This window comes from Gemmatimonadota bacterium, from assembly GCA_009841265.1.
GTDB lineage: Bacteria > JAAXHH01 > JAAXHH01 > JAAXHH01 > JAAXHH01 > JAAXHH01.
Map to the genome: position 1 here is coordinate 489,897 of VXMB01000014.1, position 13,762 is coordinate 503,658.

The 13,762-nt window shown below is 62.0% G+C and carries 21 protein-coding genes; 4 read left to right on the forward strand and 17 right to left on the reverse strand.

Translation table 11 applies throughout. The annotated features are described in order from the left end of the window. Positions 1-7: 7 nt before the first annotated feature. The 4 genes from mraY (at position 8) to F4X08_14675 (ending at position 4,619) form a co-directional block, all read left to right on the forward strand. The gene (gene mraY / locus F4X08_14660; GenBank protein ID MYD27041.1) at positions 8-1,117 is read left to right on the forward strand and encodes a phospho-N-acetylmuramoyl-pentapeptide-transferase; all 1,110 of its coding nucleotides are present in this window, start codon (positions 8-10) and stop codon (positions 1,115-1,117) included. A gap of 99 nt (positions 1,118-1,216) precedes the next feature. Next, entirely contained in the window at positions 1,217-2,308 is a 1,092-nt protein-coding gene (locus F4X08_14665) for a hypothetical protein (protein MYD27042.1), read from the forward strand. 135 nt (positions 2,309-2,443) lie between these two features. Then, positions 2,444-3,079 carry a uracil-DNA glycosylase gene (locus tag F4X08_14670; protein MYD27043.1) on the forward strand — a complete coding sequence of 212 codons (636 nt, stop codon included), beginning with the start codon at positions 2,444-2,446 and terminating at the stop codon, positions 3,077-3,079. 175 nt (positions 3,080-3,254) lie between these two features. Then, entirely contained in the window at positions 3,255-4,619 is a 1,365-nt protein-coding gene (locus F4X08_14675) for an ammonium transporter (GenBank protein ID MYD27044.1), read from the forward strand. A 130-nt stretch (positions 4,620-4,749) separates the two neighbouring features. Here the strand turns inward: F4X08_14675 and F4X08_14680 are convergent, their stop codons facing one another. The 17 genes from F4X08_14680 to rplE form a co-directional block, all read right to left on the reverse strand. Next, entirely contained in the window at positions 4,750-5,196 is a 447-nt protein-coding gene (locus F4X08_14680) for a 50S ribosomal protein L17 (GenBank protein ID MYD27045.1), read from the reverse strand. A 52-nt stretch (positions 5,197-5,248) separates the two neighbouring features. Next, positions 5,249-6,238: a DNA-directed RNA polymerase subunit alpha gene (locus tag F4X08_14685; protein MYD27046.1), complete on the reverse strand. Its 990-nt coding sequence runs from the start codon at positions 6,236-6,238 to the stop codon at positions 5,249-5,251. A 60-nt stretch (positions 6,239-6,298) separates the two neighbouring features. Further along, the gene (gene rpsD, locus F4X08_14690) at positions 6,299-6,928 is read right to left on the reverse strand and encodes a 30S ribosomal protein S4 (protein ID MYD27047.1); all 630 of its coding nucleotides are present in this window, start codon (positions 6,926-6,928) and stop codon (positions 6,299-6,301) included. 82 nt (positions 6,929-7,010) lie between these two features. Continuing rightward, entirely contained in the window at positions 7,011-7,406 is a 396-nt protein-coding gene (gene rpsK, locus F4X08_14695) for a 30S ribosomal protein S11 (GenBank protein MYD27048.1), read from the reverse strand. 30 nt (positions 7,407-7,436) lie between these two features. Continuing rightward, complete coding sequence (rpsM, locus tag F4X08_14700) at positions 7,437-7,811, reverse strand: 30S ribosomal protein S13 (protein MYD27049.1); 375 nt, start codon at positions 7,809-7,811, stop codon at positions 7,437-7,439. Between the two features lie 28 nt (positions 7,812-7,839). Continuing rightward, the gene (gene rpmJ / locus F4X08_14705; GenBank protein MYD27050.1) at positions 7,840-7,953 is read right to left on the reverse strand and encodes a 50S ribosomal protein L36; all 114 of its coding nucleotides are present in this window, start codon (positions 7,951-7,953) and stop codon (positions 7,840-7,842) included. An 84-nt stretch (positions 7,954-8,037) separates the two neighbouring features. Beyond that, entirely contained in the window at positions 8,038-8,256 is a 219-nt protein-coding gene (gene infA, locus F4X08_14710; protein MYD27051.1) for a translation initiation factor IF-1, read from the reverse strand. Between the two features lie 70 nt (positions 8,257-8,326). Beyond that, the gene (locus F4X08_14715) at positions 8,327-8,884 is read right to left on the reverse strand and encodes an adenylate kinase (GenBank protein ID MYD27052.1); all 558 of its coding nucleotides are present in this window, start codon (positions 8,882-8,884) and stop codon (positions 8,327-8,329) included. 93 nt (positions 8,885-8,977) lie between these two features. Next, positions 8,978-10,303: a preprotein translocase subunit SecY gene (gene secY, locus F4X08_14720; protein ID MYD27053.1), complete on the reverse strand. Its 1,326-nt coding sequence runs from the start codon at positions 10,301-10,303 to the stop codon at positions 8,978-8,980. Next, a complete protein-coding gene (locus F4X08_14725; GenBank protein MYD27054.1) occupies positions 10,300-10,746 on the reverse strand; it encodes a 50S ribosomal protein L15 in 447 nt (148 codons plus the stop codon). The genes secY and F4X08_14725 overlap by 4 nt, the downstream gene beginning before the upstream one ends. Positions 10,747-10,781: 35 nt before the next feature. Beyond that, positions 10,782-10,979 (reverse strand): 50S ribosomal protein L30, encoded by a 198-nt coding sequence (gene rpmD / locus F4X08_14730; GenBank protein ID MYD27055.1) that lies wholly within the window; start codon positions 10,977-10,979, stop codon positions 10,782-10,784. 3 nt (positions 10,980-10,982) lie between these two features. Next, entirely contained in the window at positions 10,983-11,486 is a 504-nt protein-coding gene (locus tag F4X08_14735; protein MYD27056.1) for a 30S ribosomal protein S5, read from the reverse strand. Between the two features lie 61 nt (positions 11,487-11,547). Beyond that, complete coding sequence (locus F4X08_14740) at positions 11,548-11,922, reverse strand: 50S ribosomal protein L18 (GenBank protein ID MYD27057.1); 375 nt, start codon at positions 11,920-11,922, stop codon at positions 11,548-11,550. A gap of 22 nt (positions 11,923-11,944) precedes the next feature. Beyond that, on the reverse strand, positions 11,945-12,484 hold the full coding sequence (locus F4X08_14745) for a 50S ribosomal protein L6 (GenBank protein ID MYD27058.1): 540 nt from the start codon (positions 12,482-12,484) through the stop codon (positions 11,945-11,947). A 24-nt stretch (positions 12,485-12,508) separates the two neighbouring features. Further along, on the reverse strand, positions 12,509-12,907 hold the full coding sequence (gene rpsH / locus F4X08_14750) for a 30S ribosomal protein S8 (GenBank protein MYD27059.1): 399 nt from the start codon (positions 12,905-12,907) through the stop codon (positions 12,509-12,511). Between the two features lie 34 nt (positions 12,908-12,941). Further along, positions 12,942-13,127 (reverse strand): type Z 30S ribosomal protein S14, encoded by a 186-nt coding sequence (locus F4X08_14755; GenBank protein MYD27060.1) that lies wholly within the window; start codon positions 13,125-13,127, stop codon positions 12,942-12,944. A 79-nt stretch (positions 13,128-13,206) separates the two neighbouring features. After that, positions 13,207-13,755 carry a 50S ribosomal protein L5 gene (rplE, locus tag F4X08_14760; GenBank protein MYD27061.1) on the reverse strand — a complete coding sequence of 183 codons (549 nt, stop codon included), beginning with the start codon at positions 13,753-13,755 and terminating at the stop codon, positions 13,207-13,209. Positions 13,756-13,762: the final 7 nt, after the last annotated feature.

Consider the following 13,762-nt stretch of genomic DNA (forward strand, 5'->3'; position numbering starts at 1 on the left):
GCGCCCCATGATCTATCACCTCGTCACCTATCTCTTCGACACCGTCGATGCGCTCTCGTTTCTGCGCCTCTTCCAGTATCTGAGCTTCCGCGCGATCTGCGCGGCGCTGACGGGGTTCGGCGTCACGCTGCTCTTCGGCCAGCGCATCATCCGCCTGTTGTACGTGAACCACGTGCGGGACAATCCCCGGGCGCACGGTGCGATATCCTCCGCCTCGAAGGCCGGCACGCCGCTCATGGGCGGCCTGCTGATCGTCGCCGCCATCTTCGCCAGCGTGCTGCTCTGGAGCGACCTTTTCAACCGCTTCACCCTGGTTTTCCTCTGCGCCCTGATCTGGTTCTCCCTGTTCGGATTCATCGACGACTACCGGAAGATCAGGCACCGGGACAGCGACCGCGGCCTGTCTCAGGCCACCAAGCTCTTCTTCCAGGCGGTCTTCGGTTTCGGATTCGGCCTGGTCTTCCTGCTGCCCGGCCTGTCGCCCGTGTCGGCCGAAATCGCCTCCGAACTCTATCTCCCCTTCGTCAAGGACCCCGTCCTCGACCTGGGCTGGTGGTACCTGCCCTTCATCGCCTTCGTCATCGTGGCCATCGCCAACGCGGTGAATTTCGCCGACGGCCTGGACGGACTGTCCATCGTGCCGGTCTCGTTCACGGTGGTCGTGTACGGCGTGTTCGCCTACGTCATCGGAAACGCCATCTACTCGGGCTACCTGCAGTTCACCTTCCTGCCGGGCAGCGGCGAACTGACGGTGATCTGCGCAGGGGTCTTCGGCGCCTGCATGGGGTTTCTCTGGTACAACGCCTATCCCGCCCAGGTCTTCATGGGCGACGTGGGCGCACTGCCACTGGGCGGTATCGTCGGTACGCTCGCCGTACTGCTCAAGCAGGAGTTCCTCTTCGTCATCACCGGCGGCATCTTCGTGGCCATGGCCTTCTCGGTCCTGGTCCAGGAGAAGATCGGGATCAAGTGGCTCGGCCGGCGCATCTTCTACATGGCGCCGCTCCACCACGCCTTCCAGTACCGGGGCCTGGCCGAGACCAAGGTCGTGATTCGGTTCTGGATCATCGCGGGCATCCTGGCGATTATCGGCCTGTCGACCCTGAAGATCAGATAGGCGCGGCTAAAAGGCTGTGAACGAAGTCGTCATAGAAGGCGCGCGGATCGTGCGCGATGGCCGGGCGGCGGACCGTTGGAAGGACGGCAACCTCGAGTGATCGGCATACAGTACACCAAGTGGATACCGCGGGTCGACGACGCCGAGGACCGGCTCGAACAGCTCCTGGGCCTGCTGAGCCAGATCCTCATCCACACGAGCGGCGACGTGGAAGAAGCCCTGAAGTGGATGCGCTATATCGACGAGCGGCAGGGCATCTTCGATGATGAGATGTCCTACGAGGCTTTCGTCAAGGAGCTGGAGAAACGGGGCTACGTGAAGCAGGAAGCAAACGCGTTCTCCCTCACCGAAAAGGGCGGGCGGCGCATCCGGGAGGACTCGCTCCGGTTCGTCTACAGTAGCCTGAAGAAGGGGCTGAGCGGCGGCCACGAGACGCCCTTCGAAGGGGAGGGCGTGGAGCGGCTGAGCGAGACGCGGCCCTACCGGTACGGCGACCAGGCGTCGAACGTCGATTTCACCTCCACCATCGGCAACGCGATCCGCCGGTCCGGATTCGACCTGGACCTGCACGAGGACGACTTCGAAGTCTACGAGGTCGAGCACACCACGTCCTGCGCCACGGTCATGCTCCTGGACATCAGCCACAGCATGATCCTGTACGGCGAAGACCGCATATCCCCGGCCAAGCGCGTGGCCATGGCCCTGGCGGAACTCATCATCCGCAAGTATCCGAAGGACGAACTCCACCTGGTCCTGTTCGGTGACGACGCGAAGCAGGTGAAGATCGAGGACCTGCCCTTCGTTTCGGTCGGCCCCTACCACACGAACACCAAGGCCGGCCTGCTCATGGCCCGGAACATCCTGCGGCGGACCCGAAACGTCAACAAGCAGATCTTCATGATCACCGACGGCAAGCCCTCGGCCATCTACGACCGGAACGGCCGCCTCTACCTGAATTCCTTCGGCCTGGACCCCCGGATCGTGAACCGGACCCTCGACGAGGCCATGACCTGCCGCCGTGAGAAGATCACCATCAGCACCTTCATGGTCACCCAGGATCCCTACCTGGTCGGTTTCGTCGAGAAACTCACGGAGATGAACCACGGCCGGGCCTACTACTCCTCCCTCGACAGCCTGGGTGAATACATCCTCGTGGACTACGTGAAGAACCGCCGCCGCCGGGTGAACTGAGGGCGGAGGTTCTGCTGGTTCCACGGATAGAATGGGTCGCACAAGGTACGGCAGCCATAGCGATTTCCGTTTTCCCGCAGCTCTTATTCCAATTTACGGGCAAAATGCAATAACAGACATCGGTCCCCTACCGACATGACCCCCTCCTCGTTCGTCAAATACCTCCAGCAACTCGAATTCGATCATGTATTCAACCCATATACGGATCGCTGCCCGGTTCACGACCGGGCGGACGCCCCCGAATGGCGGTCCGAGAACCTCTTGTCCGTGCTTGAAGCCGCGGCCGGCCGGTCCGTGGACGCCCTGTGGATCGGCCGCGACTACAGCTACCGCGGCGGCCGGAGAACCGGCCTGGCTTTCACCGACGACGAGCACCTGGACGAACACGCCCTCAGGTGGGGGCTGACGTTGCGGCGTCCGACGCGGGGCGCCGTGGTCAGGGAACGCTCCGCCAATTCCGTGTGGAACGTATTGTCCCGCGTCAGGGCGACGGTCTTCCTCTGGAACGTCTTTCCCTTCCATCCCCACCAGCCGGACCATCCCTTCAGCAATCGCTCGCATGTCGCCGTGGAACGCCGGTCAGGTCAACACCTGCTCGAGCAACTGGTTCGGCTTCTGAATCCGGCCGCTATCATCACCATCGGTAACGACGCGGAAAAGGCGGCGCGGAGGCTCGCGGGACCGGCGGAGGTCGTGAAGGTGCGCCATCCCAGTTACGGGGGGCAGACCGAGTTCCTGGCAGGCATGGAGGCGTACTACGGTCTCAGATGATTGCGTTTTATCTATCTTGACGAAACAGTTTGATCCTTGTAGAATATCTCGACATTCGACAGGACCATTCCACATCGCCGTTCATCATCTCTTCACCCGCCATCATCGGTGTCAGCCGGGAGATCACACCATGAGTGCATTCTACGAATTCCTCGTTACACGCAGGCCTCGCGGTATGCCGGCGCTGAAACTGCTGGCCGTGCTGGCCGCCGTGGTCTGCGGCGCCGGGACCGCGTACGCCCTGGCCGAGCACGAAAGCATTGCCGTCGAGGCGCCGGACCAGTTCGTGTTCAACACCATTTCTTTCATGCTATGGGGCGCCCTGGTGATGTGGATGTGCGCGGGATTCACCATGCTGGAATCGGGTTCCGTTCGGACCAAGAACGCCTCCATGATCTGCCTGAAGAACATCGGCCTCTATTCCATCGCCGGGATCGCCTACTACCTCATCGGCTACAATCTCATGTACGTCGACGTGGGGAGCTACATCGGATCCTTCTCGATCGGCTACGGTCCGACGACGGACGAGATCGCCCTGGTCAACGGAACGGAGAGCGCCGCCGCCGAAGTGATCTCGCTGGGCTATTCCACCATGTCGGACTGGTTCTTCCAGATGGTCTTCGTAGCCACGGCCGCGTCCATCGTCTCGGGCGCGCTGGCGGAAAGAGTCAAGATTTGGTCGTTCTTTATCTTCGTCCTCGTCCTCACCGGGGTCATCTACCCTATCGTCGGCGCATGGACCTGGGGCGAGGGATGGCTCAGCCAGCTGGGATTCAAGGACTTCGCAGGCTCCACCATCGTCCACAGCACGGGCGGCTGGGCGGCCTTGGCCGGCCTGATCGTCGTCGGACCCAGGCTCGGCAAGTACCGAAAGGACGGTTCGGTCAAGCCCACACCGCCTTCCAACGTGCTGGTGGTGACCCTGGGCGTCTTCATCCTCTGGCTGGGCTGGTTCGGGTTCAACGGCGGTTCGCAGCTGGCCCTGGGCAGCCCCCTGGACGCCGTGGCCATGAGCCACGTGCTGGTGAATACCAACCTGGCCGCCGCGGCCGGCGCGCTCATGGCGCTCTTCTGCGCGCGGCCCGTCTTCGGCCGCACCGATCTCTTCGCCTGTCTGAACGGCGCCATCGCGGGCCTGGTCTCGATCACCGCGGGTCCCGACATGGTCCAGCATTACTGGGCCATCATCATCGGGGCGATCGGCGGCGTCGTCTGCACGGTCGGCATGAAACTGCTGGAATCGGTGAAGATCGACGACGTGGTCGGCGCCGTGCCGGCCCACCTCTTCGCGGGCATCTGGGGTACGCTGGCGGTGTGCATCGTGAGCGGAGGCAACGTCGGTGTCCAACTGATCGGCATCCTCGCGATCGGCGCCTTTGTCTTCCTGGTCTCCTGGGTGCTATGGAAGCTGATCGACGTGGTCATGACCGTTCGGGTGACGAGCCAGGTCGAACGGCTCGGGCAGGACGTGGCGGAGCTCGGTATCGAGGCTTATCCCGAGTTCGTGCTCATGCCCGAGGAACAGGACGACGACCATTAATCGACGCCGCGCGGGCGTTGGCGCGGCGCGGGTGTGCGTCGCGTCCCACAACGAAAAAGGCGGCAACCGCACCGGGTTGCCGCCTATTCCTGTTCTATGAAGATTTCGGAAGTTTTTCGCCGCGGGCTCTTCAGCCGGTCTCTTCTTCCTCCGTCGTCTCTTCCGTCGTGTCTTCCTTCTTTTCTTCCGCCTTCTCGTCGGCCTGGTCCTCGGCCGGTCCTTCCCGGTCGATCAACTCGAGTATCGACATGTCGGCGGCGTCGCCCTGCCGGTGCCCGATACGTACGATGCGCGTGTATCCACCGGGCCGGTCGGCGTAGCGGTCGGCCAGCGGACCGAACAGCTTCGCGACCACGGATTCGTTGCGGATGACCCGGAGCACCTGCCGCCGGGCGTGCAGGTCTCTGCGTTTGCCGAAGGTGATGAGCCTTTCCACGAGGCGGCGCACTTCCTTGGCCTTCGCCGTGGTGGTCTGCACGCGTTCCGTGTCCAGCACCGATGTGGCCAGATTGCTCAGCATCGCCTTGCGGTGGCTGGGAGAGCGGCTGAGACCGCGCCCCTGCTTTCGATGTCGCATTCCTTATGCTCCTGTCCAGACAGCCGGAATGACCTGCGGGCAGGTCATTCGATTACGTGTTTTCCGCTTCGACTTCGACGTATTCTTCGATATCCATGCCGAATCCAAGTTCCATCTCCTGGAGGATCTGGCTCAGCTCGGTCAGCGACTTGCGGCCGAAGTTCCGATATTTCAGCATCTCGGTCTCGCTCTTCTGCACCAGGTCCGCCAGCGTCTTGATGTCCGCCGCGCGCAGGCAGTTGCTGGAGCGGACGGAAAGTTCCAGCTCCTCTACGTTCATCTGCAGCAGCTTCTTGATCTCTTCGGCCTTCTCGTCCACTTCCTCTTCGGGCTCGGAGATGAACTGGTCGTCTATGGAGATGAACAGCTGGAGGTGGTTCCGAAGGATCTGGGATGCGGTGGACAGGGCGTCCTGGGGACCCACGCTGGCGTCGGTCCAGATTTCCAGCACGAGCCGGTCGTAGTCCGTGCGCTGGCCGATCCGCGTGTTCTCCACCTGGAAATTCACGCGCGTTACCGGGGAGAACATGGCGTCCATGGGGATCACGCCGATGGGCTGGTCCGGTATCTTGTTCTGCTCGGCGATCACGTAGCCCCGCCCGCTGTCGACATGGATCTCCATGCGCAACTGTCCGCCCTCGTCCAGGGACGCGACATGAAGATCCGGATTGAGAATCTCCACGTCGGCGTCCGTCTGTATGTCTTCGGCGGTAACGTCGCCCTTGCCTTCCGCTTCGAGCATCAGCGTCTTGGGCTCGTCGCTGTGCAGGATGAGCCGCAGTTCCTTGAGGTTCAGGATGATCTCTGCCACGTCTTCCACCACGGCAGGCATCGTGGAGAACTCGTGGGCGACGCCGTCGATCCGGACGCCGACCACGGCCGCTCCGGGCAGGGAGGAAAGCAGGACCCTCCGGATGGAATTACCGATCGTCGTCCCGAATCCCCGCTCCAGCGGCTCGATCACGAACTTGGTGTAGCCATCGGTTGCTGTATCGTCTTCGACTAAGACGCCTCTCGGCATCTGGAAATTCTTTAATTTCATAGCGTATGTTGCCCCTCGTCGCGCGCTTCGAGTGAACACATGGATGGCAGTGTGACGGTCCTACTTCGAATACAACTCGATGATCAACTGTTCCTGTACAGGTGTCGGTATGTTCTCCCGAACGGGGGCTTCCAGCAACCGTCCGGCCAGCGTGGTCTTGTCCAGGTCCAGCCAGTTTACCGCCGGCCGCTGGTTCGCGGCGCTTAAGGAAGCGTGAATGCAGTCGAGCTGGCGGCTCTTCTCCTTGACCTGTATGGTTTCACCCGTACGGACGATGTACGAGGGGATATTGACGATGCGGTCGTTCACCACGATATGGCGATGGCGGACCAGCTGGCGGGCCGCTTTGCGCGACGGCGCGAAACCGAGGCGGTACACGATGTTGTCCAGCCGGGTTTCGAGCAGCTGCAGGAGGCGTTCGCCCGTATTGCCCTTGGTCCGGGCCGCCTTCGCGAAGTACGAACGGAACTGTCCTTCGCCGATTCCGTACGTCTTGCGCGTCTTCTGCTTTTCACGCAGGCGAATCCCGTATTCCGTGGGTTTCCTGCGCCCGACGGAACCATGCTGGCCCGGCGGGAAAGCGCGGCGGTCCACCGCGCATTTCTCAGAAAAGCACCGATCGCCTTTCAGGAACAACTTCACGCCTTCCCGTCGGCAGATACGACAGTTGGCGTCCGTATAACGAGACATGTTTTCTCCTATTACGCTCGAGCCGGGCGGCCTGCGCCAGTCGGGCCACTTCAGGCCCCGGCGTCCGCCCGTTGATTCACGATCAGACGCGACGTCTTTTCGGAGGCCGGCATCCGTTGTGGGGAATAGGTGTTACGTCCTTGATGGCGGAAATCTCGAGGCCCGCGGCCTGCAGGGCCCGAATAGCCGATTCGCGGCCGGCGCCGGGTCCCTTCACCCAGACCTCGACGCGCTTCAATCCCAGTTCGATGGCTTCCTTGGCCGCGGCTTCCGCGGCGATCTGCGCGGCAAACGGCGTACTCTTCCGGGAGTTGCGGAACGTACCGCCCTTGCCGCCGCTCGACCAGCTGATCGTGTGTCCCTGCAAATCGGCGAGGGTAACGATCGTATTGTTGAACGTCGCCTTGATATGGGCCACGCCTATGGAGTCCACATGCCGGTCTCGTCTCCGGGCGCGGCTTCGTCTTGCATTAGCCAACCTTCTACCTCCACGGTTTAAAGTTACTCGCTAAGTCTTCTTGCGCTTCGCACCAATGGTGCGCCGCGGTCCCTTGCGTATTCGGGAATTCGTCCGGGTCCGCTGTCCCCGCACGGGCAGCCCGCGACGGTGGCGCAGGCCACGGTAGCAACCGATGTCCATCAGTCGCCTGATGTTGAACGTGATGTCGCCGCGCAGCGCGCCCTCGACCTGGTAATCGTTTTCGATGCTCTGACGGAGCTTCGTGATCTCCCGGTCGGTCAGGTCCCGGACGCGGGTTTCCGGATCGATGCCGGTCGCGTCGAGCACCTTGCGGGCGGTTGTCAGTCCGATTCCGAAAATGTAGGTGATGCCGATCTCCACGCGCTTGTCGCGGGGCAGATCGATTCCGGCGATACGTGCCACCTTGCCCTCCTTGGCAACTCAGTCGTTGCTATCCCTGCCGCTGCTTGTGGCGCGGGTTGCGACAGAGCACTCGCACGACGCCCCTGCGGCGGATGACCTTGCAGTGTTCACAGATTTTCTTTACCGATGCGCGTACTTTCATCTTCCGGTCCTCGTGTTACGGTTCGTTTCCGCTTGCGCCGGGTTCCCTGTCGTTACCGTGCCCCGGATGCAGCCTTGCCCGGGCTTACTTGTAACGATAGGTAATCCGGCCGCGTGTCAGATCGTAAGGCGACAGTTCCACCATGACCTTGTCACCCGGCAGGATCTTTATGAAGTTCATGCGTACTTTGCCGGATATATGGGCCAGTACCCTGTGGCCGTTTTCCAGTTCGACGCGAAACGACGCATTGGGCAAAGGCTCCACCACCGTACCTTCCACCTGTACAGGGGGTTCTTTCGGCATGGGTTTCAACCTCTCACCGTTCGGCCGCGCCTTGCTGCTTAAGGCGGCCATGGTCGGTTTCCAGCCCGGCTTACGCCTTGCGGGCCAGGCACGTCAGTATGCGTTGCGTTACTTCCTCCGGCGTACCATCGCCGTCGATCCGTTTCAGAATGCCCGCCCTGTCGTAGTAATCGACGAGCGGCGCCGTAACCTTTCGGTAGACTTTCAGCCGGTGACGTATGGTCTCCGGCGCATCGTCCAACCGGTTCCTCATGGCCAGGCGGTCGATCACCGTACCGTCGGGCACCTCGATGTTGAGCACCACGTCTACGGGGGCGCTCATGCGCTCCAGCGCCGCTTGCAGGAAATCGGCCTGGTTCAGGTTTCTGGGGAAGCCGTCCAGGATGAATCCTGCCGCGCAATCGGCCTCGCGCAATCGGTTTTCCAATATGGCCTGCGTCACGGCATCGGAAACCAGTTCGCCCTTGTTCACGAATTCCGATATCCTGCGCCCGACCTCGGTCCCTTCCTCCATCTCCCGCCGCAACAGTTCGCCTGTTGAAACGTGCGGAATGCTGAATTTCCCCGACAGCCTCGTTGCCTGCTCGCCTTTTCCCGCCCCCGGCACTCCGAGTAGTATCAGTCGCATAACCTGCTCATCTGGCGCCCGGACGCCAGGCCGATCAAGCCGACCAGGCCGACCAGGCCGACCGCAAGACGCCTGGCACAAAGGTTCCGAAGCCTAGCCCGCCCGGCCGCGTACGCGGCCCCGTTTCATGAATCCCTCGTAGTGGCGGGACACGAGATGCGACTCGATTTGCTGGAGCGTGTCCAGGGCGACGCCCACCACGATCAGCAACGCGGTGCCGCCGAAGAACGAAGACGCGCTCAGCGAGACGTTCATGCTTCGGATGATGAGAAACGGCACGATGGCGATGATCGCCAGAAACACCGAGCCGGGCAACGTAATGCGTGTCAGAATGTGATCGAGATAGTCCGCCGTTCTTTTTCCGGGCCGGATCCCCGGGATGAATCCGCCGACGCGCTTCATGTTGTCCGCCACGTCCACGGGGTTGAAAATGATCGATGTATAGAAGTACGTGAAGAATACGATCAACAGGCCGTACATCGCGTTGTAGATGAAGGCGCCGGGCTGAAACCACTCCACCATGGTCTGGAACACGGCCATGTTCGGGAAGAAGCTCGAAAACGTGCCCGGCACGAACATGATCGACTGGGCGAAGATGATCGGCATCACGCCGGCGGCGTTGACGCGCAGCGGCAGGTGCGTGCTCTGCCCGCCGTACACCTTGCGGCCGACCACGCGCCGCGGGTACTGTACTGTGATCCTTCGCTGCCCCTGCGTGATCAGCACCACCGAGGCGATGATCAGGACCCACACGGCCACGATGAAGATCTCGACGAGACCGCTGCGCAGCCCGTTCATCACCGCGTCGATCTCGCTCTTGACCGCGATGGGGAACTGGGCGATGATTCCGACGAAGATGATCAGCGAGATGCCGTTCCCGATGCCCCGTTCCTGGATCTGCTCGCCCAGCCACATCAGGAATATGGTGCCGGTCGTCATCGTAACGACCGTCACGAAGATGAATCCCGCCCCGGGATCGATGACGGCGGAGCGGCCCACCTCGTCGCGGATGTCCTGGAGCCAGTAGCTGATGCCGAGCGCCTGTACCAGCGACAGCACGACGGTGCCGTAGCGCGTGTACTGGTTGATCTTCTTCTGTCCTTCCTGTCCCTCCTTCTGGAGTTTCTGCAGGTACGGCCACATGGACCCCAGCAGCTGCAGGATAATGGACGAACTGATATAGGGCATCACGCCGAGGGCGAAGATGGTCGCGCGCTCGAACGCGCCGCCCACAAACATGTTGTACAGCCCGAATATGGTCCCGCCCATCTGGCTGAAGAAGGCGCTCAAAACCTCGTGGTCGATGCCCGGCGTCGGGATCTGGCCGCCGATCCGGTACACCGCGAGCAGACTGAGGGTGAAGATGATGCGCCGCCGCAGTTCCGGGATCCGGAATACGTTCTGAAAAGCCTCGATCATCCGGAGATCACCTCGACCGATCCGCCCGCCGCCTCGATTTTCTGCCGCGCCGTCTCACTGACCTTGTGGACGCTTACCTTCACGGGCCGGTCGACCTCGCCTTCGCCGAGGATCTTGACCGGGTCCGTGGATTTCCGGACCAGGCGCTTTTCCGCCAGCGATTCGGCATTCACGACCGTCTCCTCGTCCCACCCCTCGAGATCGCGAAGGTTGACGATCTGGTAGGTCTTGCGGAACAGATTGGTGAACCCGCGTTTCGGCAGCCGCCGCACGAGGCGCATCTGCCCACCTTCGAAAGACGGGTGGATCTTCTTGCCCGACCTGGAACGCTGGCCCTTGTGCCCCCTGCCGGCGGTCTTGCCCGTGCCGGAGCCCGGCCCGCGGCCGAGGCGCTTTACCTTGCGCACCGCGCCGGAGGCGTGTTTCAAACTGTCGACTTTCATAACAGCCGTATTCCTTTCTTCACGAAACCCGCCGGCTACTCGTCGTCCGCCGTGATGGTTTCCACTTCCACCAGGTGGCCGACGCGTGCGATCATGCCCTGTATCTGGGGCGTGTCGTCATGCACGGCACTGTGGTGCAATCGTCGTATGCCCAGCGCTTCCAGGGTCCTTTTCTGCCGCCGGTGCCTGCCGATGGCGCTCTTCCGCTGTGTAATGCGCAGTCGCGTCGCCATAGTCTACCCTTTCAGTTCCTCGATATCCACGTCGCGCGCGTCGGCGATCTCGGAGGCCACTTTCAGATCGAGCAGTCCCTGCAGCGTCGCCTTGGCCACGTTGTACGGGTTGGAGGAACCGATCGATTTCGTGAGGATATTGTGTATGCCCGCCGACTCGAGCACCGCGCGGGCCGCATCCCCGGCGATAACGCCCGTACCGGGGGACGCCGGTTTCAGGATCACTTCCGCCGCGCTGAACCTCCCGATGACGTCGTGGGGGATCGTGCCTTTGACCACCGGCACCCTGTGCAGGTGCTTCCGGGCCGTTTCCGTGGCCTTGCGGATCGCCTCGGACAGTTCCAGGGCCTTGCCCATGCCCAGGCCCACGTGACCGTTTCCGTCGCCCACGGCGATCAGCGCGTTGAAGCTGAACGTGCGGCCGCCCTTGACGACTTTGGCAACCCGGTTGATATCGACCAGGCGTTCCGACGACAGATCGAACTCATCGGGATTGATTCTCGGCAATTTAGGCTCCCTTCATCAGAATAAAACGCCGGCCGTTCCGGCTTTTAGCGGCGCGGACTTTCTAAAACTCCAGCCCGCATTCGCGCACGCCTTCCGCGAGTTCCTTCACCCGGCCGTGATACCGGTATCCGCCGCGGTCGAAGGTCACGCTGGACACGCCCTGCGCCTTCATCTTCTCTCCCAGCACCTTGCCCACGATCCTGCTCTGTGCCTTCCGGTCCATCCCCGATTCCAGCTGCGACCTGATCTCGGGCGTGTTGGTGGAAAGGGACAGCAACGTGGCGCCCGCCGTGTCGTCGATGACCTGGGCGTAGATGTGCTTGAGACTCCTGAATACATTCAGTCGCGGCCGGGCCGCATCACCCCGGATGGACTTCCTTACCCGGCGATGGCGGACCTTCCGCATCCTGGCTTTCTGTAGCGTTTTCCTGGACATGGTCCTTTTACCCGTCCTCCCGTCAGGCCGCCCCGGTCTTGCCGGCTTTCCTGCGTACCTGTTCGTTGTCGTAGCGAATGCCCTTGCCCTTGTAGGGTTCCGGCTTCTTGAACGACCGGATCACCGCGGCCACCTGGCCTACGAGCTGCTTGTCGATGCCCCGGACCGTAATCCGGTTGCCATCGGTCACCTCGAGGTCCACGTCCGGCGGCGCCTGGAAGATCACGGGGTGGGAATACCCCAGGGTGAGCGTCAGGTTGCTGCCCTTGAGCTCCGCCCGGTAGCCCACGCCGACGATCTCGAGCGTCCGGTCGTACCCGTTGACGACGCCTTCCACCATGTTGGCGATCAGTGAACGGTTCAGCCCGTGCAGCGCGCGTGACTGCCTGGATTCGTTCTGACGGGCCACCACCAGGTGCCCGTCTTCCAGTACGGCGCTGATCTGCGTGGGTATCCGGTGGGAAAGCTCGCCCTTCGGACCCTTCACCTTGACGGTCCGGTCGTCTATCGATACCTGGACCCCGTCCGGGATCGCTATCGGCAGTTTACCTATTCGTGACACCCCGACTCCTTCCGGTGTTCCTGGCTACCAGACGTAGCACAACACTTCGCCGCCCGTATTCAGCTGGCGCGCTTCGCGGTCCGTGACGATGCCTTTGGGCGTGCTCAAAATAGCCACGCCGAGGCCGTTCAGGACCCTGGGCAGGCCGTCCGCCTTCACGTACACCCGCCGGCCGGGCTTGCTGATGCGCTTGAGCGTGGAAATGATCGATTCGCCCACCGGTCCGTACCTGAGGTAGATCCGGATGATGCCCTGTTTCCCGTCTTCCACCTGGGTATAGTGGCTGATGAACTTGTGGTTCAGCAGGATACGGGCGATTTCCGCCTTTACCTTCGAGGCCGGCACTTCGACCCGCTGGTGCTTCGCCTGGCACGCGTTGCGTATCCGGGTCAGCATATCCGCGATCGGATCCGTCATTGACATCTTGCGGTTCTCCCTGAGAAACAGCCCCGTGCTGCTACCAGCTGGCCTTTGTCACACCCGGAATCTCGCCCTGCAGGGCCAGCGTCCGGAAACAGATGCGACAGATTCCGAAGCGGCGCATGTAGGCGCGGGGGCGTCCGCACTGCCTGCAACGGCTGTACGCGCGCACCTTGTATTTCGGCTTTCTATTCGCCTTTGCGATCAACGACTTCTTGGCCACTCGTCCCCCTCTCGGTATTTCAGATTTCCGGCTCGAAACCGGCGGTCCGTTTGGTCCGGTCCGCCCTGCCTGCCGGACCCTACACCGGCTGATCCCTGAAGGGCATGCCGAGATGCCTGAGCAGCTCCGCACTCTCCTCGTCGGTATCCGCCGAAGTTACGATCGTGATGTCCATGCCCCGGAACAGGTCGACCTGGTCGTAGTCGATTTCGGGAAAGATCGTCTGCTCGGTCAACCCGAGGGTATAGTTTCCCCGACCGTCGAACGACCTCGTCGACACGCCGCGGAAGTCGCGGATACGGGGGATCGCCACGTTGATCAGGCGATCGAGAAACTCGTACATGCGGGCGCCCCGGAGGGTCACCCGACAGCCGACAGGCATGCCTTCCCGTATCTTGAAATTCGAAATGGACTTCCTGGCCCGGGTCACCACGGCCTTCTGCCCGGTAATCGCCGTCAGTTCCGAAACGGCGCTGTCCAGCAGGCTCGCGTTCTGCGATCCCTCGCCCACGCCCATGTTCAGGACCACTTTCTCGATGCGCGGCACCTGCATGGTGTTGCCGTAGCCGAAGTGCTGCAAAAGCGCGGGCCTGATCTCGCTGTTGTATTGTTCTTTCAATCTTGCCATGTTCGTA